Raw genomic sequence first — 20700 nt, forward strand, 5'->3', positions numbered from 1 at the left:
AGACCTCCGGAGGGGCGGCTACTTGTAATGGTAGCGGTACATTTCGTAGTCGGGGGTGAGCTCGGCGCTGACGTTGCTGAGCACGATCCCGATCAGGGAGCCCTTGGCGTTCTCAAGGAGGGTCTTGGCGCGGCGGAGGGCGTTCCGGCCGACCCGCCCGACCTGGTAGACCATGACGACGCCGTCCACCTTGGAGCCCACCGTCACGCCGTCGGTGACCGGCAGGATCGGCGGACAGTCGAAGATGGTGATGTCGTATTCCTGCTTGGCGGTCTGGATCAGCTCGACGAGCCGCGGGGAGTTCAAGAACTCGGCGGGGTTGTCGGGGCGCTTGCCCGAGGGGAGGATGTTCAGGTTGTCGATGCCGGGTGCGTTCACGACCTGGTCCACGCCCAGCTTGCCCAGCATCAGGTCCGTGACGGTCCTGATGGATTCCTGGTACGGCACCGTCCCGAGCAGGATCTCGCTCAGGCCCGGGGACTGCTCCAGGCCGAGCCGCTCGTGCACCGAGGGCTTGCGGAGGTCCGCGTCCACCAGCAGCACGCGCTTGCCGTCCTGGGCCAAGGCGATGGCCAGGTTCACGGCGCTCGTGGTCTTGCCCTCCTGGGCGCCGGCGCTGACGAAGGCGAGCACCCGATTGCCCTGCAGCCCGCCCGCGAACTGGATGTTCGTCCGGAGCGACCGGTAGCCCTCGGCGAGCGGCGATTGGGGATCGAACAGGGCGACGAGGTGGCAGTAGAGGTCGAGGGTCTCCCGGTCGAGCTTCTCCTTGAACTGGGCCTGGATCTCCCGCTCGACCTCCTTGCGGTCCACGCGGGGGATGACGCCGAGCACCGGCACCTTGAGGTAGGACTCGACTTCCTCGATCGTGCCGATGGAGGTGTCGAAGGATTCCTTGAGGAAGGCCGCGACCAGGCCGACCATCGTGCCCATCAGGACGCCCAGGAAGGCGTTCAGGGGCAGGTTCGGCGCGTTCGTCGGCTTGGTCGGCGCCAGGGCCGGCTCGATGATCGTCACCTCCTCGATCTGCTCGGCCCCCCGGATGAGGAACTCCTGGTGCTTGGCCTTGAGCGCGGCGTAGAGGTTGCTGTTGACCATCACGTCGCGTTCGAGCCGGGAAAGCTGGATCGCCGCCTGCGGTAGCGCCAGGTAGCGCTCCCGGTAGCGGCCGATGGATTCCTGGATCGCACGCTCCCGCGAGGAGAAGGTGGCCAGCTTGGTCTCCAGCTCGCGCAGCATCTCCTGCTTCACGTTCATGATCTTCTGGTCCAAGTCCCGGACGACGGCGTGCTGGGGCGTGTAGTGGATGAGCAGGTTGTCGCGCTCCTGCGAGAGGTCGGCCATCCGTTTGTTCAGCGTGCTGATGAGCGCCTCGACCTCGTCCGAATAGACCCGCGTCGCCTCCGCCGCGCCACCGCCCTTCTTGAGCGACTCGATCTGGCCGGCGATCTCCTGCTTGACGCGGCGCAACTGTTCGAGGTCGGCCTCCAGCTTGTTGTACTGCTCCAGGGCCTGCTTGGCCTCCTCCGTGACGAAGACCTGCCCCTCCTGTTCCTTGAACTCGCGCAGCCGCTGCTCGGACTCGTGCAGGCTCATCTCGAGGGTCTTGAGCTGGCCCTCGACGAACCGCCGGGCCTCGATCACCTGACGGTTGCGGTTGTAGATGTTCTCCTCGCGGTAGGCCTCCGCCGTGAGGGTCGCGTACCGCTCGGCCAGCTTGGGGTCCGCCGCCGTCGCGGTGATCTTGAGGATGTTGGTGCTGCCCTCCTGCGACGCCTCGATGTGCCCCTGGATGTCGTACACGATGTCGAGGAATTCCGGGTTCGCCCGGACGTCCTTGGAATCGAGATCCTTGTCGATCAAGCCCAACGCCTTCGCGACGCGCTCCATGACCGGGAAGCTGCGGATCACCTCGGCTTGGGTGCCGATGTCGCTGCCCTCCGACACGGACACGGATTCCTGCAGCAGCCCGGAGGCCGTCGTGGACCGCTCGTACTTCACACGGGAGGCGGCCTTGTAGATCGGGGCGGGACCGACCAGGTAGGGCATCACGGCCGTGAAGACGGCCACCAGGACGATTGTGAAGATGATGATGGCCTTCCGCCGGCGGACGATCAGCCAGAAGTCGACGAGGTTCAGGTCGTACTGCGCCATGTCAGGAAGCGGCGACCCGTGACGCGCCTGCGTGCTGAAGGGCGCTCCCGCCCGCACGCGCGGGACGCGGGACGGTGCGCGCTGTCACCCCTGCGCCCCTTCCGCCATTCCGGTGGGAGGCGGAATCCAGAGCTTGGCCTGGACCCCGGCTGTCGCCGGGGTGACGGTCCACGGCCGGGGCCTGCCTCGGACGGTTTCCCTCCGTGGCCGGCATGTTGGAGCCTGCGCGGGCATGATGGTCAGACATGTGCGCCGCCGCCGCGAACCCGGGCAGCCGCCGATCCGCCGCCTCGACCGCCCGCTCCAGCAGGCGGTCGAACAGCGGCCTCACCAGCGCCTGCGCGGCTTCGTGCCGCTTCAGCAAGTCGGCGACGCGCTCGCCGTACTCGACGTAGAGGTCCGCGAACAGCCGCCCGTACCAATGGTCCGAGAAGGGGCCCAGGAGGTACCAGCGCAGAACCTTGGGCTGCCAGGCGTCATCCCCATAAAGCGCCCGCGCGACCCAGCACACGGGCACCGTGGCCTGGGTCTGCGCCGAGGTGGGGTTGAACAGGTCGTACAGGGCCTTGTTGATGAAAACGATATTCGATGCCGTCAGCAAGCTGTTCAGGACGGGTGAGAGGGCCCGGTTGTAATAGACGCTCCAGTCGCCCATCCTGGACCGCGGCACGAAGACGATGTCGCCGTCCTGCAACTGCAGGTCCGCGGACATGTCGCCGGTCTTGAGCGCGTTCTCGATGTCGGCCACCCGGACCAGGTTCTTGTGGCCCTCCCGGGGCGAGATGACGACGATCTTGCTCATGTCGGCGATGTCGGAGAAGCCCTCGCCGATGGCCACGGCCGAGAGGATCGTCGTGCGCTTGCTCATCTTCAGCTTGCCGCCGCGGCGGACTTCCCCCGTGACGTAGATGAAGCGCTCGCGCTCCGCGCCCTTGAGCAGACGCACCTGCACCCGAGGCTGCTTGATGAAGGGAGCGATCTCCCTGGTGATCCGCGCCTCCGCCGCCGCCTCGTCCAGCCCGCGGACGTCGATGTCGGTGAAGGCGACCGTGATGAGGCCGTTCTGCCTGACCGTCACGGGGTACTTCTCCTCCCCGCCGCCCCGCCGGACGGTGACCTCCAGGGAGTCCCCGGGCTGGATGAGGTCCTCCGGGTCCGGCTGCCTCGCCTCCACCCCCCTGACGGCCTTCGCGGGCGCGACGGGCAACTGGAAGAGGGGGTCCGGGACCTTCGGCTGGTGGGGGCTCGGCCAGTCGGAGCAGGCCGCGAGCATGGCCGCCGCACCGGCCGCCAGGAGCAGCACCGACAGGCGGCGGGCTATCGAGCGACGCATGGACTCAGACCCTCGCGGGGGGGACATGGTGGTACGGTGGATGCGTTCCGCTCCGCGGGCGGACGATTCCGTGACCGGTTCCGCCCCCAAGGCCGTGCGCATCGCCTGCGGACGCCGCTCGCGGGTGGATGAGTGGATGCCAGACCTCCCTCTCCACCCTCCGAGGACCGCCGAGCCGGGATCAAAAGGCCAGTTGCACACGATCGACGATTTCCGCCACGTGTACCAGCGGCGTCGCGCTGATGTCGATCTCCCGCGGCTCCCGGAGCCGCTGCCCGCCCTGATCGATCATGACCTTGACGGTGGGGCGGAGCGGAAACCGCGGGTTCAACCGGACCACCTCGCCGACCTCGCCGGAGGTCAGCTTCACCCAGGTGCCGACCGGAAACAGCGAGAACTGCTGCAGCAGGCTCTTGAAGAGTTTCGTGGGAAACGAGGCTTTCTCGCGCACCAGCAGGAGGCGGACGGCCTCGAACGGCAGCATCGCCTGGCGGTTCAGTCTGGAGCGCAGCATCGCGTCGAGGATGTCCGCCAGGCCGATCACGAAGGCGAACTCATGGATCTGCGGCCCCTGGAGCCTGCGGGGATACCCCGTGCCGTTCAGCCGCTCATGCTCCTGGCCGACGACCTCCGCCAGCCAGGGGCTGTCGGGCGCGACCTTCTTCAACAGCTCCTCTCCGAACTGCGGATGACGCTGGAGGACGGCGATTTGCTCCTGGCTCCACCGCCCGGGCTCTTCCAGGAGCTGCTCCGGCAGCCGGAACATGCCCACGTCGTGGAGCAGGGCCGCGAGCGCGACCCTGGAGAGCTCATCCTTCCTGTAGCCCAGGCCCATGCCGATCTTGATGGTATAGATGGCCGTGTGGACCATGTTCCCGACCAAGGACGGGCCGCTCTGGTGGGAGATCGCCCGGACCAGGAGCCGATCGTCCTGGCTGAGCGACGCCACGAAGCCGTTGGCGATCTGCGCGACATCCGCGAGGACGAAGGGCCGTCCCTGCCGGATGAGCTTGGCGATGGCCGTGAGAGCGGCTTCCGCCTGGGCGTACCAGTCCACGGTCGGCGCCGGCGCCTGCACCGGGGCCTTGGGCGGAGCCGTCTCGACCGGCCCGGCTTGCACGGTGACCGGCGGGGGCGGCGGCGCAGCGACCGGTACGGGCGGCGGCTGGACTGGCGGCCCCTGAACGGGAGGCGGCGGCGAGGGCGCGGCGGTCTGGGCGCCGACCAGCGCCCTCAACGTGACCGGCGTGCCCTGGGGCTCGGACGGAAGGGCCGACGCCTCGCGCTCAAGGTGTTCCTTGAGCACCCTGAGCGTGACGGGCTGGGCCGGGGGCGGAGACGCGGCAGGCGGCGACGCGGGAGCAGCCGCCTGCTCGGCGGATTTCTTCTCCTCGGCGCCCTGCTCACCTTCGGTGAGCTCTTTTGCGCCCCGGATCAGGTCAGTGAGCCGTACCACCGTGCTCTCCTACACGAAAGTCCGCCGCCACGCGCATGACGACCTGCGCGTCGATCTGGGCCTTGCGCTCCAGACACCCGGTCAGTAGGGCCAGGTCAGCCAGCGTATTGATGTTGCGGGGGATTCCGCCGGAGTGCTTGTAGAGCAACTCGACGGCCTCGGTCGAGAAGATCGGCCGCCCGCCCTCCCCCCCCGCGGTCTTGATCCGAAACTCGATGTACCGCGTCGTCTCCAGCAGGTCGAACGCCGGCAGGTGAAACCTCACCGCAACCCGCTGGGCGAACTGGGGAATCGCGTCGAGCCGTTCGTTCAACTCCGGTTGCCCCAACAGGATCAGGGTGAGGAGAAACCGGTCGTTCAACTGGAAATTGAGGAGCAATCGCAGCTCCTCGAACACCGTGTCGTCCCTGATGGCCTGGGCTTCGTCCACGATGATGATGGTGTCCTTGCCCTGCCTCAGGTTGTCCACGAGGTACTCGTTCAACCGGTGCAGCCGCTCCAGCTTCGTGGCCTGCGTCTCGACCCCCAACTGGTAGAGGACTTCCCCCAGAAACTCCTGGGCGTCGATCGAGGGGTTGGCGATGAGGGCCGTGTCATAGCGATCCTGGGCCAGGTGCTGAATGAGTTTTCGGCTCAACGTCGTCTTGCCGCAGCCGATCTCCCCCGTCAGCAGAACCGCCCCTTTCCGTGCCTGGATCCCGTAGAGAAGCCGGTGCAACCCTTCCTCATGCTTGGGCGAAGGAAAGTAAAACTTCGGGTCAGGGACGTTTTCGAAGGGCGAAACTTTCAGGCCCCAGTAGGGCTCGTAGTGCACGCTATGGTCCGCCTGTGGATAACCCTGGCCAATTTTTTTCGTATTGTGCCGGTAACGCCTTGATTTGTCAAATTCCTTTCGTCCGACACCCCCCATCAGGCCGCAAGGACGGCTCCGGTGAGCCGTCGCTCCAGTGACCGACTCATCGGCCGGCTGCGGCTTCTCCCCCCTTCAGCTCCAGAGCCTCGCCAGCCGGCGGCGGCGTGGAAGCCGGACGTCCCTGTTCATCCATCAGCTTTTTGAGCCGGTCACGTTCCTCTTGGAGCTTCTGCAAGTTGGCCTTCAGATCCGCCGTGCCCGGCGAGAATGTTGGCTTGGCGGCGGCATCCCCTGACCCTTCGCTGGCCGAACCCGAGTCTGCCTTCTGCATCGGGACAGGGCTCATGGCCTGCGGCTGGGCGGGGACCGGCTTGTGTTCCGCCGTCGCCTCCTTCGGCGGGGCCGGCCCCGTCGGCAGGACCCGCACCGACGTATGGGCGGCGAGATAGGCTGTATGGTCGATCGCCACCAGGCTGACCGGCTGCGCTCCCTCCTCCTGGACCCAGGCCCCGTCGGCCCCGACCACATACTCGACCGGTTCGAAGGTCAGGGGCTTGGCGGAGCCGCCCACGGGCCGGAGGGGGGATGCCTTGACCGGGTCAACGACCTCGGTTTTGCCGGGAGGAAGCCGCACGCGGTGGTTGGCGATCATTACGTAAAGCTTTCCTTCCTTGAGGAACAGGCCGCCGGAGGTGAAGGTCCGGTAGGTGGCCTTCGGCTGAATGACCGCGAAGGCGACCCACTCCGAGGCGCTCGCCCGATGGAGAGCTTCCCTGATCCCCGGCGCGATCTGGCTCAACTCACCGTAGGTCAAGGCCGGCTGCGGTTGAGCCCCTTCCCCCGCGCCGACGACGCGGACGTGCTCGAGCACCTCGGTCAGGTTGGCGTCGGTCCATTCCGCCGGGTGGTCATACCGAGCCCGGGCGGCCAAGGCGGGGTCGCGGTAACTGTCGAGGCGGACCAGCCAGGTCGGCGTATGGTCCACCGCCCGCTTGGCGATGGGACTGGCGCAGGCCTGGCAGACGAGCGCCACGAGCGCGACCACGAGCCGTGCGGTCACAGCCGGGTTCCCCTCCATCGAAACGGATCGACGCCGGTCATCCGCCTTCCCGAGTCGGCGTGGCCGAGGCCGGTCATCCCTGTTTGGCAAGACAGCCGGCTCGATCGTTCACGCTCGTGGGATCGCGCCACTCGAACCCCTCCTCCGTGGGACACATGCCCCGCGCGATCGCCCAGACCGACAGCGTCACAAGACTGGGCATCGGGTATCCCGTCGCCTTGGAATATCGGGCGCTGGATCGCCAGGCCAGGTTGCCGGTCTCCAAATCGAAGCTCCGGAGCGCGACCATGACGTCGTAGTAGGTTTCCTTCTGGCCCAACCCCCCATGCTCCGTGATCAAGCGGCGCCCCTCGAACTCCGAGGAAATCTTCGAGGTGCCGAACAACACCTGTTGGGCGCCGGCCAGCCGGGCGCCGATCATGACGACCTTTTCGTCGTCGGGCGTATTGGTGATCTTCAGCTTGTTCTCGTCGAGGAGCTTCTGGAAGACGACCGGGTCCACGATCGAATGCCCCCGATCGCGCAGCCAACTGTCCACGGCATCGCGGACCCATTCATGGTCCACCCAGATGACGTAGACGAGCCGCTCGTCCACCGTCTTGGTCGCGAAATGGGTCCGGAACGCCTCGGTGACCGGGTAGGCGGTGCTGAAGCCGCTCAGGTAGTTCATGCAGCCGGCGGAAAGGCCGAGCAGCGCACCGATCGCAAGCCGGGCGCCGAGACGACGCCGCGCACCCGGTCCGTGAGTCCTCGGTTTCATGTCGGGTCTCCACTCCGGCGATCGGACCCCGCCCCCGGGACCAGCGGACACATCCCTCCGGGACAGGGAGGAGTGGCCCGCCATTGCTCCGGAGGACCACCGGGCCGCACCCGCCGGCCTTCGTGGAGAGGAAAGGGAGCCAGGGCCCCGGGAGCGGCGTCACCGCGCCCGGGGACGAAGGGATTGGAGGGAAGGGGCACAATCGAAGCCAGAGAGTGGGCTCCGTTACTTGCCCATGAGCTCCCGGTACTTCTGCTTCTGCTCTTCACTGAGTGTATTGAACTGCTGCTTCGCGCGTTCCCGCTCCTCGGGAGACATCTTGTCGTACATTTCCTTGGCGGACTTCTTGTCCTTGATGAGCTTCTTGACCTCCGCCTTTTCCTCGGCGGAGAGCTGCGCGGGGTTGTCCATCGCCTTGAAGGCCAGGGACACCCGCTTCATCATGCCTTCCAGCCCCTGCGTGGCGACGGCGGTTCCCAACGCCACCGCCGCGCACGTGGCCGTCAGCCCCGCGACGAACTTCCAATTGCTCCGGCCGAACGAGCGGGAATGTCTGCGCCTCATGCCCATGGTCCCCCGGCGCCGGCATTCTACTCCCCCCTCACGGGGGATTCAAGGCACCGTATTGAGTCATCTAAAATCTTACCGAGAGACAGATCGTTGCGTCATTTGTAATTCTTACCCTCCAGGTCCGCCCGGTGCGGGTCGGAAGGAGGGGGAGGATGGAGGCAGGAGGGATGGCGCGACGGTCGAAGTACGAGTATCTGCGAGTCATGTGGCAGCGGTATCAACGGGCCAACCGGGTGACGCGCTCGGCGTTGTTGGACGAAGTGACGCGAATGTGTGGCTATCATCGCAAGTACGCGATTGGGCTGCTGAGCCGGGCGGCCCCACCCCGGCCGCCGGTGCGCCGGGTGGCCCGGCGGCGGCCGACCTATTCGGAGGAGGTGATTCGGCTCGTGGCCCAGATCTGGGCGGCCTCGGGCTATCTGTGTGGCCAACGGCTCAAGGCCGCCCTCCCGCACTGGCTGCCCTGGCTGCGCCGCCGGGTGCGCCTCACCCCGACTCTGGAGCAGCAGCTTCAGCGCATCAGTGCTCGGCAGCTCGACCGGCGCCTGCGGGAGCGCAAGCAGCGGATCACGCGACGCCTCTATGGGACGACGCGCCCGGGCTCGCTGCTCAAGCACCTCATTCCGATCAAGACGGACCAGTGGGACGTCACCAAGCCTGGCTATGTGGAAATTGACCTGGTATCGCACTCCGGCGCCTCCGCCGCCGGGGAGTTCCTGCACACGCTGGACTGCGTGGACATTCAGACGACCTGGGTGGAGCGCCAGGCGGTCCTGGGCAAGAGCCGCCACGGGGTCGTGCAGGCCATGACCGCGATCGAGGAACAATTGCCGTTCCCCCTCCGGGGTGTCGATTCCGACAACGGGAGCGAGTTCATCAACGATCATCTGCTGGCGTGGTGTCAGGCGCGGCCCGCCGGCCAGCAGGTGCAGTTCACCCGCTCGCGCCCCTATAAGAAGGATGACAACGCGCATGTGGCGCAGAAGAACTGGACGCATGTGCGCCAGCTGGTGGGCTGGGAGCGGTATGACAGCCCGGCGGCCTGGCAGGCGCTCAATGCGCTGTACGCAGACCTACGGCTCTTTCAGAATCTGTTTCAGCCCTCCATGAAACTGGTGCGCAAAGTGCGGGTGGGCTCGCGGCTGATCCGGCGCTATGACCGCCCGCAGACGCCGTTCGAGCGGGTGAAGGCGTGTGCGGAGGCGGATCCGCAGAAGGTGGCGGCGCTGGAGCACATCATGGCGACCACCGATCCGTTCGTGCTCTCGCAGCGGATTGACCGCTCCCTGGAGCGGTTGGGGGCGCTCGCCACGCGGGCGACGCGCACGCCACGCGAGACGACCCCCCGGCCGCCGCAGCCGCGAGCGACCCCCCCGTGGCGCGGGGGACGTTCAGTCCACGGGTCCAACACCAGAAGCGGGGGAGGGCCGGGTCCCAACGACCTGAGGGGGGATACTCCAGCTTGGCCCACCCGGCGATCGCCCCGTATGAGGCACATGCGGAGGCCGTTTCTCCGGCAGGCAACCCGAAGACCCGCAAAACCGGGCTCCGGGAAGGAGTCGCTCGGTAAGATTGAGAAATGACGCAACGATCCCCCCGTGGGTAAGATTTTCAGATGGCTTGACAGGGGCACTTGATCGGCGCGATGGAATCCCGGAGGGTCCGCGTCACGTCTCCGTCCAGACACGCCACAGCCGGCCGAGATTGTCCCATTCCCGCGCCGGCAGCCGCCGATCGACGACCACCGACTGCGGGCGGCTCGCCCTGGCGCCCCGCACGTGCACCCCCGACCCTGCCGAGACGGAGATCGAGACCGCCCCCTCCACGTCCGTCCGGTGGAGAGGAATCCCCAGCTCGCGATAGACGTCCAGCACCGCCGGCGCGGGATGGCCGTAGGGGTTTCTCCGTCCGACTGACACGACCGCCACGTCCGGATCCAATTGACGCAACCACTGCGAGTCGAGCGAACTGCGGGCGCCGTGATGCGGTACCTTCACGACCGCGGTCTTCTGCGACCGCCCCTCTCGCCTCATCCGCGCCAGCGCCTCGACTTCGACATCGCCCGGAAAAAGGAATGCGTGCGGGCCGCAGTCCAAGCGGACGACGACCGAGAGGTTGTTCAGGGCGGTCCCGCTCATGGTCTTCGCCTCTACCCGCACCGCGCCGCCCGCAGCTTTTCCGCCGTCGGCCGGCGGATTGAGCGCATCGAGCCGACACGCCCGGACGTCCAGAAGCCGATCACCGGCCTGCACGATCCGCTCGGGAATGCCGCGTCGGGCCAGGACGTCCTTCAGCCGCAGGTAAAACGCCTCGTCCCTGTCGGCGCCGTTGCTCCAGTAGGTCCCGACGGGAAACTTCTCCAGGATCGAGGCCAGGCCGCCGACATGGTCGAGCTGGGGGTGGGTCCCGATCACGTGGTCCAGCCGCCTGATTCCCCGATCCCAGAGAAAGGGGCTCACCACCGCCCGTCCCATGTCCAGAGTATCGTAGGCCGCTCCCCCGTCGATCAGCACGGTTTGACCGTCCGGCAGTTCGATCACCGTCGCGTCCCCCTGCCCCACGTCGAGGAACGTCACCCTGAGCCGGCCCTCCTCAAACGGCGGCCTCGGCGACCATATCCACCAGACCAGCAGGAAGAGGGCCGCAAGGCCGCAGCCCGCCCGCAGCCGCCGCCCGGCGCCGCGCAGGACGGCCGCGGCGATCAGCAGGTAGAAGGCCCCGACGGCCGGCGGCGAGGGGGAGGCCACGTGCCACTCGGCCCCCGGCACGGCGGCAAGCCGGGCGACCGCCCCGTCCAACAGCTTCAGCAGGGCCTGGTTCAACGGCGCGGCCGGCAGGCTATCCCCTCCCGCGGTCAGGAGCCAGAGCGCGGAGCACAGTCCCAGCGGCACCAGCAGCAGACCGACGAACGGCACGACGAGGAGATTGGCCAGCAGGCCCAGCCAGGCGACTTGGTTGAAGTAGCAGGCGGTCAAGGGCAGGGTCGCGATCGTGACGGCCCCGGTGACCAGGGCGTAGTCGCCGAGCCAGCGACGGAGCCTCCGGGCCGGACCGGGAGCTGGCCGCCCCTCTTCGCCCGGCCGGGCCTCCCTTCTCTCCCAGACGAGGGCGATCGCCAGGACCGACGCGAAGGACAACTGGAAGGAAATGTCGTACAGGGCCGTCGGCTGGTGGGTGAGGATGAGGACCGCGGCAACGGCCACGGCCGTCGTCAGACGATGCTCGCGCCCGAGCCATACCGCGAGCAGGAACAGCAGGATCATGATGAGGGCGCGGACGGTCGCCACCTCGGCGCCGGCCAGGACCGCGTACAGCGTCACGGGAACGACGGTCAGGCCGGCCGCCAGCCGTGTGGCCGTGATGTGCCGGGACAGGGCGAGCAGCCAGGCGGCGGGCAGGCGACGCACCGCCTGTTTCACGACGAAAAAGGACAGGAGCGCGATCAGGCCGAGGTGGGAGCCGGAGATGGAGAGGATGTGCACGGTGCCCGTCGCCATGAAGCGGTCGCGCACCTCCGGCGTGAGATAGCCCGACTCGCCGATGACGATGCCCAGGAACACGCCGAGCGCCGACCCGTCGAGGGAACGCGCCGCCGCCGCCCGGATTCGATCGCGCCAGCCGTCGATGAGCGCCCAGGCCCGCCAGTACAGCCCCTCCGGCGGCGATACCATGACCTGACCGGGTCCGGACACCGAGGCGAGGGTCCCGATGCCGCGCCGCGCGAGCACCGACTCGAAGTCCAGGCCGCCGGGGTTGACGGGAAAGGCGGGTTCGTGCAGGCGTGCGGTGACGGCGAGACGGTCGCCGTGCGCCAGGCGGCGGTCGGGATCGCGCCAGGTCAGTCGGAGGCGTCCCTCGGCAGGGTCCTCGCCGGACTCCGACGGGGTCACCGACACCACGGCCGTCAGGCGTCCCGGCGCATGGCGGACCGGCTCGACGACGGTGCCGCGGATCGCCACCGGCTCCGCGGCGGCACGGCCGGCGGCCCGCGCGCCCGCCCCCGCGCCGGCCGCCCAGGTCCACACCACCAGACCGACCAGGACCGCGCCGTAGACGAGGAGCCCCACCCGGGTCTCCAGACGTTCCGCCCGTTCCAGAGCCGTGAGGACCGCGCCGAGGCCGAGCAGGAGCAGGAGGACGGACAGGGGAAGGTACGGCAGGTACGACCCGAGCGCCAACCCGGCGGCGAAGGAGCCAGCGGTCAGCGGCAACACCGGCGACACCGGTCCGTCCGACGGGCTAGCCCGCGCCGATACGGGCCCGCACGAGGGCGGCCAGGTCGTCCGCCACCGACCGGATGAGCGGCTCCGGCTCCCCCTCGACCATGATTCGGAGCAGCGGCTCCGTGCCCGAATAGCGGACGAGGATGCGTCCCGCCCCGTTCAACCTCGCTTCGGCCGCCCGCAACATCCCCTGGATGTCCGGGATGCGCTCCAAGGGGGGCTTCGCGCCCACGCGGACGTTCAAGAGCACCTGGGGCACGGCCTTCATCGTCGCGGCCAGGTCGGACAGTGGCCGCCCCGTGCGCTTCATCAGGCTCAGGACCTGCAACCCGGAGATCAGGCCGTCGCCCGTGGTATTGTGGTCGAGGAAGATGAGGTGGCCGGACTGCTCGCCGCCGAAGTTGTACCCCTCGGCTACCATCCGCTCCAGGATGTACCGGTCCCCCACGGGCGTCCGGACGAGGGCGATCCCCGCCTCGGCCAGCGCCCGCTCGAGCCCGAAATTGCTCATCACGGTCCCGACCACCGTGTCGCCCTTGAGCCGGCCCCGGCCCTTCAGGTCGAGCGCCAGGGCGGCCATGACGTGATCGCCGTCCACGATCGTGCCCCGCTCGCAGACGAAGATCGCCCGGTCGGCGTCCCCGTCGTGGGCGAGGCCCACGTCGGCCCGCCGGCGCAGCACTTCCGCCTGCAACTGCTCGGGGTGCACGGCCCCGCAGGCCTCGTTGATGTTGGTCCCGTTCGGCTCGTCGCCCACGACCCAGACCGTCGCGCCCAACTCGCGGAAGACCTTGGGCGACACCTTATAGGCCGCGCCGTGGGCGCAGTCGATGACGACTTTCAGCCCCTGGAGGTCCATCTCCCGAGGGAGTGACTGCTTGACGAACTCGATGTAGCGCCCTTCCGCATCGTCCACGCGAAAGGCCTTGCCGACGGCGTCGGCCGTCGGCCGCAGGTGCTCGATCTCGTCGGAGGTGATCAGCTCCTCCATCCGGGACTCGAATTCGTCGGGCAGCTTGAAGCCGTCGCTGGAGAAAAATTTGATGCCGTTGTCCTGGTAGGGGTTGTGGGAGGCCGAGATCATCACGCCCGCGTCCGCGCGCAGGCTGCGGGTCAGGAAGGCGACCGCCGGCGTGGGCATGGGCCCGACGAGCAGCACGTCCACGCCCATCGAGCAGATGCCGGAGGTCAGGGCGGATTCCAGCATGTAGCCGGACAGCCGGGTGTCCTTGCCGATGACGATCTGGTGGCGACCGGCCCGGCGCTTGAACAGGAACGCGGCGGCGCGCCCCAGCTTCATCGCCGTCTCGCTCGTCATCGGCTCCAGGTTGGCCACCCCGCGGACGCCGTCCGTCCCGAACAGCTTGCCCATCGTCCTCCTCACCCGACCGCGCCGGCCTCGGCCTCGCGGATCGCCCCGGCCAGCCTGACGACGTCCCGCATCGCCGCGACGTCGTGCACCCGCACGATGCTCGCCCCCCGCAACACGGCCGCGGCCACGGCCGCTGCCGTCCCCATGAGCCGCTCGCCGACTGAGCGCCCCAGCAGCTCGCCGATGAAGGTCTTGCGGGACACGCCGATCAGCAGGGGCCGTCCCAGCGGCCGGAACTCATCGAGCCGCGCGATCAGCGCCAGGTTCTCGGCCCGATTCTTCCCGAACCCGATCCCGGGATCGAGCAGGATCCGCGCCGGCGCGACCCCCAGTTCCGCCGCCGCCCGGAGGCGTTCGCGGAAGAACTCCCGAACCTCGGCGACGACGTCGCCCTCGCCCCCGGCCTGGCCCATCGTCTTCGGGGTGCCGCGCATGTGCATTAGGACCAATCCCGCCCCCGCCTCGGCGACCGCGCGCCCGAGCGCCGGATCGAAGCGCAGGGCGCTGATATCATTGATGAGCGCCGCGCCCGCGTCAAGCGCGCGCCGGGCGACTCCCGCCTTCGTGGTATCCACCGAGATGGGGAGATCCACCTCGCGGAGGACCCCCTTGAGAACCGGCATGAGCCGGCGGATTTCCTCCGCCTCATCCACCGGCTCGGAGCCTGGCCTCGAGGACTCCGCGCCGACGTCGATCATATCTGCGCCCTCCTCCGCCATCGCCGCGGCGCGCGCCACGGCGGCGTCCGGGTCGAGGAAAAGGCCGCCGTCGGAGAAGGAATCGGGGGTGACGTTGAGGATGCCCATGACCAAGGGCGTGCCGTCCAGGGGCAAGGAACGGCCGCCGGCCAGCCTAAGCTCGAAGGGGGATGTCCGCGAGGAAGTCGCCACGGTCGTCCTGTGGGAAGAGCGCCACCGCCCCCTGCCCCGACGGTCCGGGGAGCGCGGCCGCTGGGGGGAGCGCGGAGGATCGGAGGCGCATCCCCGGCTCCGGTCGGACGGCGGCCGGGAGGTCCGGGAGGCCGGCGGTCAGGCTGGCACGGTCTGGGGGAGCGACCCCTGGCGGATGATCTCGTCGATCTCCGGCGCTTCGAGCACTTCCTTCTCGAGCAGCGCCTCGGCCAGCGCCTTGAGCGTGCCCATGTGCTCCGTGAGCATCCGCTTGGCGCGCTCGTAGTTCTCGGTGATCAGCCGCTTGATCTCGTGGTCGATCTCGATGGCGACCTGCTCGCTGAAATCCCGCCGGGTCGCGATCTCCCGCCCCAGGAAGATCTCCTCGTCCTTCTTGCCGAAGGTGAGCGGGCCCAGCCGGTCGCTCATCCCCCATTCGCAGACCATCTTCCTCGCCAGGTCGGTGGCCCGCTCGATGTCGTTGCCGGCGCCGGTCGTGATGTGCTTGAGCACCAGCTCCTCGGCCACCCGCCCGCCCATCAGGATCGCGAGGTTGTTGTAGAGGAATTCCTTGGTGTAGTTGTGGCGATCGTCGGTCGGCAACTGCATGGTGACGCCGAGCGCCCGACCGCGCGGGATGATCGTGACCTTGTGCACCGGGTCGGTCCCGGGCAGGAGCTTGGCCATCAGCGCATGGCCGGCCTCGTGGTAGGCCGTGACGCGCTTCTCCTCGTCGCTGAGGATCATGCTCTTGCGCTCCGCCCCCATGAGGACCTTGTCCTTCGCCATCTCGAAGTCCGCGATCTCCACCGCCTTCTTGTTCTGGCGCGCCGCCCAGAGGGCCGCCTCGTTGACGAGGTTCTCCAGGTCCGCGCCGGAGAACCCCGGCGTCCCGCGGGCGATCCTCTCCAGCTCCACGTCCGGCGCAATCGGGACCTTCTTCGTGTGCACCTTGAGGATCTCGGTGCGCCCGCGGAGATCGGGCCGGTTCACGACGATCTGCCGGTCGAAGCGGCCGGGGCGGAGCAGCGCCGGGTCGAGGACGTCCGGCCGGTTGGTCGCCGCGATGAGGATCACGCCTTCCGTCGTGTCGAAGCCATCCATCTCCACGAGGAGCTGGTTGAGGGTCTGCTCGCGCTCGTCGTGTCCGCCCCCGAGGCCGGCGCCGCGCAGCCGGCCGACCGCGTCGATCTCGTCGATGAAGATGATGCAGGGCGCGTGCTTCTTCCCCTGTTCGAACAGGTCCCGGACGCGCGAGGCGCCGACGCCCACGAACATCTCGACGAAGTCGGAGCCGCTGATGCTGAAGAACGGCACGCCGGCCTCGCCCGCGATGGCCTTGGCGAGCAGCGTCTTGCCCGTGCCGGGCGGGCCGACGATCAGCACGCCCTTGGGAATGCGCCCGCCCAGCTTCTGGAACTTGCGGGGGTCCTTGAGGAACTCGATGATCTCCGCGACCTCTTCCTTGGCCTCGTCGATCCCCGCCACGTCGGAGAACGTGATCTTCTTGCGGTCCTCCGTCAGCATGCGCGCCCGGCTCTTGCCGAACGACAGGGCCTTGTTCCCGCCGATCTGCATCTGGCGCATGATGAAGAACCACAGACCCAGGAACAGGATGAACGGCCCCCAGGTCACCAGGAACGTGACGTACCAGGGACTCTCGTCCGGGGGCTTGGCCTCGATCTGGACGTTGCGCTCCCGCAGGACGCTCACGAGCTCGGGATACTCGACGGAGTAGGTGCGGATCCTGGTGCCGTCCTTGAGGATCGCGTTGATGTGGTTGGCCTTGATCGTGACCTTGGTCACCTCGCCCTTGTCCAGGTAGGTCATGAACTCGCTGAAGATGACCTCCTCCTCCGGGGCATGAGTGGGCACGCTGAAGAGGTTGAAGAGCAGGATCATGAAGAGGCCGACGACGACCCAGAACAGCAGGTTCTTGACGCGAGAATTCATCCGCCCCCTCCGCGCGCGATCATGAAGCCGGGGATGAGAACCGGAAAAGATCGCTGGATTCTAGCATAGTGCGGAAAAAGCTGACAACTGCGCCGCTCAGAATCCCTGCCCCTCGTCGTCCACCTTGTCGAGCACGGCGAGGTACGGAAGATTGCGATATTTCTGCTGATAATCCAGCCCGTACCCGACCACGTACTGGTTGGCGATCTCGAACCCGACGTAATCCACGGTCACGTTCACCGTGCGCCGGGCCGGCTTGCTCAAGAGCGCGCAGGCTTTGATGGACTTGGGCCGGCGCTTGGACAGGGTCTTCATCAGGTACTGGACCGTGAGCCCCGAGTCCACGATGTCTTCCACGAGCAAGACGTCCCGGCCGGCGATGTCCTCCGTCAGGTCGGTGACCATCTTCACCTTCCCCGACGTGCTGGCCTTGGAGCCGTAGCTGGTGACGACCAGAAAATCCACCCGCAGAGGGATGCGGATCGCCCGGGCCAGGTCGGCGTAGAAGGCGAAGGCGCCCTTGAGGACGCCGACCAGGATCAGGTCCTTGCCCTCGTAGTCCGCCGTGATCTGGCGACCCAGCTCCTTGATGCGGGTCCGCATCTCTTCCTGCGTGACGATCGGGCGCCCGAAGATCCGCTCCATGGTCGCTAGTGCCCTCCCTCGGTCTCTCGGTCCACCAATTCCATGATCACCCTCGTGGTCGTCGAAGGGCCGGGGCGGAACCGCTCGTCCTGCCGGTGTCCTCCCACCCACAGGATGCCCTCCGGCGCCTCGATGATCGGGACCAGGCGCCGCTCCCGCCTGGGCAGCTTGAGGTCCGCGAAATAGTCCTGCAGCTTCTTCCGGTGGCCGCCCATGCCGAGGGGGCGGAAGACGTCGCCCGGCCGCCACGCCCGGACCACGAGCTTCCAGGTAAACCGGGCGCCATCGAGCACCGCCGCGCGCGGCGCCGCGGTCGTGTCCCCGATTCCCACGGCGTCGGAGGCCTCGGCCACCCTCACCCGGATGACCTGGCCGGTCGCCGGCCACGGAGTCTCGGAGGGAATCTCCAGAGGCACCGCCGTCTCCGCGTCCGCCGGCCGCCGGCCGGTCGCCGGCGCCTGCTCGAACCGCAGCAGGCCGTATTCCCGGCTCACCATCGCCCCGTGGACGCTCACGCCGGCGCCCGAGCGGCCGCGGACGACACGCTCCAGCACCGCCGAGACCGCGCCGAACCGCGGTCCTTTCTCCCGGCCGGACACCAGCCGCAGCGCCGCGCGCACGACGCGCCGCTGCAGGGCCAAGGGCAGGGCCAGCAGCCCCTCGCGGTCCAGCCGCAGGCCGGCCGCGCCGTCGAAACGAGCCAGCCGACGGACCTGCTCCCCGGCCTGCTCCTCCAGACACCGGTCGTCCTCGCGGAGGATGCGGGCCTGTCGCTCCAGCACCTTGAGCAGGCCGGGGTTGAACCGCGTCAGCTCGGGCAGGATCACCCGCCTGACCCGGTTCCGCAGGTAGCAGGGCTTCTCGTTGCTGCTGTCCTGGCGGAAGGCCTGGCCCCGGGCCTCGAGGTCGGCCAGGATCTCGGCCCGCCCGATCCCCAGCAGCGGCCTGATGAAGAGCCCCTCCCGCTCCTCGGGAATCCCGGCCAACCCCGCCGTCCCGGCTCCGCGCACCATCCACATGACCAGCGTCTCGGCCTGGTCGTCGGCCGTATGGCCCAAGGCGACCCGGTCCGCGCCCAGGTCCCGGGCCGCGGCCCGCAGGGCTGCGTAACGGGCCTCCCGGGCCGACTCCTGGATCGAGCGCCGAGCCCGTCCCGATGCAGGACGCCGGACCGCGATGGGCGCGATCCGGCAGGGAATCCCCAGCCGGTCGCAGAGCGCCGCCACGAACCGCGCATCCTCGTCGGCCTCGGCGCCGCGCAGGCCGTGGTGGACATGGACCGCTTCCACCGCGAGACGCCAGGACGGCGCCAGGTCCGCGAGCGCGCACAGCAGCGCCACCGAATCCGGCCCGCCCGACACCGCGACCAGGACCCGATTGCCGGGCGCGCACAGGCCCCGCGTCCGGATAGCCGCCTCGACCCGGCGGAGGAGCCGCCCGCCGCGGCGCTCGTTCTGACAGGCTCGCGCCATCCCCGCCCCGTCGGCCGCCTCAGGCTTCCGCCATCGGTCCCGCCGCCTTCAAAGAGGCCCTGGCCTGGGCCACGTCCACGCCGATCCGGTCCGCTAGCTCTTGCGCCGAGGCGAACCGCAGGTCGCCGCGGAGCCGCTCCACGAACTCCACGACGATCTCCTCGCCGTAGAGCTCCATCCGCCGGTCGAGCACGTAGACCTCCAGCAGCCGCGGTCCCGCGCCGAAGGTGGGGCGGGACCCGATGTAGGCCACCGCGTCGAGACACTCGACCCCGCGGACGACCCGCGCGGCATAGACGCCGTCAGCCGGCACGGCCCGCCCCGTCGGCAGGGCCAGGTTGGCGGTGGGCCACCCCAGGTCCGTCCCACGACGCTCGCCCGCGATCACCGACCCCTCCAGCCGGTAGGGCCGGCCGAGGCACCGGGCGGCCGCCCCCACCTCGCCCTGCTGCAGGAGCGACCGGATGCGCGTGGAGCTGACGGGCTCGCCGTCCACCCGCACGGGAGCCATCGGATGCACGACGAAGCCCGCCGCGGCGCCCAGGCGCACGAGGTCTTCAATCCGCCCCGCCCGTCCTTTCCCGAAGGCGAAGTGTTCCCCGACGAAGAGCTCGCGGACCCCGAGCCCGTCGCCCAGGATCTCCCGGACGAAGGCCTCGGGTGTGAGTGCGGCGAAGGCCCGGCTGAACTCCAGGATCACTGTTTCTTCGATACCCGCCCCCCGCAGCCCCGCCAGCTTCTGCTCCGGCGTCAGGAGCAGGCGGATCTCCGCCTGGGGCGCGAGCACGGCGACCGGATGCGGGTCGAAGGTCAGCGCCATCGCGGTGCCGCCGGCGCGCCGCGCCGCCTCGACGACGGCGGCGAGCAGCGCGCGGTGTCCCCGATGGAGCCCGTCGAAGTTGCCGATCGTCAGCACCGGGTACGGCCGCCGCTCGTAGGCCGCGAGCCCCCGCGTGATCTTCATCGCGTCACCCGCCGCGCCGCTCATCCCGGCAGCAGCCGGGCGGCGTCCCTGGCGAAGTAGGTCAGGATCAGGTCCGCGCCGGCGCGCTTGATCGCCAGCAGGGATTCCATCATCGCCCGCCCCTCGTCCAGCCAGCCGGCGGCCGCGGCGGCCTTGATCATGCTGTACTCGCCGCTCACCTGGTAGGCGGCGATCGGAAGCCGCGTCCGGGCCCGCGCCGCGGCGATCACGTCGAGGTAGGGCAGCGCCGGCTTGACCATGACGATGTCGGCGCCCTCCTGGACGTCGAGCGCGATCTCCCGCAGGGCCTCGCGCGCGTTGGCGGGGTCCATCTGGTAGGACTGCCGGTCGCCGAACTTCGGGGCGGAGTCGGCCGCCTCCCGAAAGGGCGCGTAGAAGCAGGAGGCGAACTTCGCCGCGTAGGCCATGATGGGCAGCTCGGGGTGGCCGGCTCGGTCGAGCGCGTCGCGGATCGCGGCGACGCGCCCGTCCATCATGTCGGAGGGGGCGACCATGTCGGCGCCCGCGTCCGCGTGGGTGACGGCCATCCGCCGCAGGCAGTCCAGGGTCTCGTCGTTCAAGATCCGGCCGTCCTTCACGAGCCCGCAGTGGCCGTGGTCGGTGTACTCGTCGATGCAGACGTCCGTGATCACCACGAGGTCGGGCGCGTGACTCTTGAGCGCCCGCACCGCCTCCTGGACGATGCCCTGGGGGTCATAGGCGGCGGTGCCGCGCTCGTCCTTCCGGTCGGGGATACCGAACAGCATGACCGCCGGAATCCCGAGCTGCAGGACGTCCCCGGCCTCCTTGACCAGAAGATCGACGGACCAGCGGTACTGGCCCGGCATGGAACCGATCTCCTCGCGCCGCCCCCGGCCGACGGTCACGAACATCGGATAGATCAGGTCGGCGGCGGACAGTCTCGTTTCGCGGACCATCCGGCGCAGGGGCTCGCTCCGCCGTAACCGCCGGAGTCGCTGGCGCGGAAAGGCCAT

At 68.8% G+C, this 20700-nt stretch carries 16 protein-coding genes; 1 reads left to right on the top strand and 15 read right to left on the bottom strand.

What is annotated here, in order from left to right; translation table 11 throughout:
• Positions 1-18: 18 nt before the first annotated feature.
• The 7 genes from AC1U7O_RS04555 to AC1U7O_RS04585 all read right to left on the bottom strand — a co-directional run bounded on the left by AC1U7O_RS04555 (position 19) and on the right by AC1U7O_RS04585 (position 8180).
• Positions 19-2154, bottom strand: coding sequence for a GumC family protein (locus AC1U7O_RS04555; RefSeq protein WP_479893391.1), 2136 nt, complete (start codon positions 2152-2154; stop codon positions 19-21).
• Between the two features lies 1 nt (position 2155).
• Positions 2156-3487 (bottom strand): polysaccharide biosynthesis/export family protein, encoded by a 1332-nt coding sequence (locus AC1U7O_RS04560; protein WP_479893392.1) that lies wholly within the window; start codon positions 3485-3487, stop codon positions 2156-2158.
• Positions 3488-3668: 181 nt separating this feature from the next.
• Entirely contained in the window at positions 3669-4943 is a 1275-nt protein-coding gene (locus AC1U7O_RS04565) for an HD-GYP domain-containing protein (RefSeq protein ID WP_479893393.1), read from the bottom strand.
• On the bottom strand, positions 4927-5757 hold the full coding sequence (locus AC1U7O_RS04570; protein ID WP_479893394.1) for an ExeA family protein: 831 nt from the start codon (positions 5755-5757) through the stop codon (positions 4927-4929). The genes AC1U7O_RS04565 and AC1U7O_RS04570 overlap by 17 nt, the downstream gene beginning before the upstream one ends.
• A 142-nt stretch (positions 5758-5899) precedes the next feature.
• Entirely contained in the window at positions 5900-6856 is a 957-nt protein-coding gene (locus AC1U7O_RS04575; RefSeq protein WP_479893395.1) for a hypothetical protein, read from the bottom strand.
• A gap of 73 nt (positions 6857-6929) precedes the next feature.
• Positions 6930-7616, bottom strand: coding sequence for a hypothetical protein (locus AC1U7O_RS04580; RefSeq protein ID WP_479893396.1), 687 nt, complete (start codon positions 7614-7616; stop codon positions 6930-6932).
• Between the two features lie 225 nt (positions 7617-7841).
• Positions 7842-8180, bottom strand: a complete 339-nt coding sequence (locus AC1U7O_RS04585; RefSeq protein ID WP_479893397.1) for a hypothetical protein — start codon at positions 8178-8180, stop codon at positions 7842-7844.
• 173 nt (positions 8181-8353) lie between these two features.
• Here AC1U7O_RS04585 and AC1U7O_RS04590 point away from each other — a divergent pair, with 173 nt between their 5' ends.
• Positions 8354-9769, top strand: coding sequence for an integrase (locus AC1U7O_RS04590; RefSeq protein WP_479893398.1), 1416 nt, complete (start codon positions 8354-8356; stop codon positions 9767-9769).
• An 84-nt stretch (positions 9770-9853) separates the two neighbouring features.
• On the opposite strand, the gene AC1U7O_RS04595 is transcribed toward AC1U7O_RS04590, so the two are convergent.
• The 8 genes from AC1U7O_RS04595 to hemB all read right to left on the bottom strand — a co-directional run bounded on the left by AC1U7O_RS04595 (position 9854) and on the right by hemB (position 20700).
• On the bottom strand, positions 9854-12409 hold the full coding sequence (locus AC1U7O_RS04595) for a DNA internalization-related competence protein ComEC/Rec2 (protein WP_479893399.1): 2556 nt from the start codon (positions 12407-12409) through the stop codon (positions 9854-9856).
• Positions 12410-12425: 16 nt separating this feature from the next.
• The gene (gene glmM / locus AC1U7O_RS04600) at positions 12426-13781 is read right to left on the bottom strand and encodes a phosphoglucosamine mutase (protein ID WP_479893400.1); all 1356 of its coding nucleotides are present in this window, start codon (positions 13779-13781) and stop codon (positions 12426-12428) included.
• 8 nt (positions 13782-13789) lie between these two features.
• Positions 13790-14671 carry a dihydropteroate synthase gene (gene folP, locus AC1U7O_RS04605; RefSeq protein ID WP_479893401.1) on the bottom strand — a complete coding sequence of 294 codons (882 nt, stop codon included), beginning with the start codon at positions 14669-14671 and terminating at the stop codon, positions 13790-13792.
• Positions 14672-14809: 138 nt separating this feature from the next.
• The gene (gene ftsH, locus AC1U7O_RS04610; RefSeq protein WP_479893402.1) at positions 14810-16624 is read right to left on the bottom strand and encodes an ATP-dependent zinc metalloprotease FtsH; all 1815 of its coding nucleotides are present in this window, start codon (positions 16622-16624) and stop codon (positions 14810-14812) included.
• Between the two features lie 96 nt (positions 16625-16720).
• On the bottom strand, positions 16721-17269 hold the full coding sequence (gene hpt / locus AC1U7O_RS04615) for a hypoxanthine phosphoribosyltransferase (protein ID WP_479893403.1): 549 nt from the start codon (positions 17267-17269) through the stop codon (positions 16721-16723).
• Between the two features lie 5 nt (positions 17270-17274).
• The gene (tilS, locus tag AC1U7O_RS04620; protein ID WP_479893404.1) at positions 17275-18741 is read right to left on the bottom strand and encodes a tRNA lysidine(34) synthetase TilS; all 1467 of its coding nucleotides are present in this window, start codon (positions 18739-18741) and stop codon (positions 17275-17277) included.
• A 19-nt stretch (positions 18742-18760) separates the two neighbouring features.
• Complete coding sequence (locus AC1U7O_RS04625; protein WP_479893405.1) at positions 18761-19705, bottom strand: bifunctional riboflavin kinase/FAD synthetase; 945 nt, start codon at positions 19703-19705, stop codon at positions 18761-18763.
• Between the two features lie 20 nt (positions 19706-19725).
• A complete protein-coding gene (gene hemB, locus AC1U7O_RS04630; RefSeq protein WP_479893406.1) occupies positions 19726-20700 on the bottom strand; it encodes a porphobilinogen synthase in 975 nt (324 codons plus the stop codon).

It is taken from the genome of Candidatus Nitrospira neuquenensis (assembly GCF_979578155.1).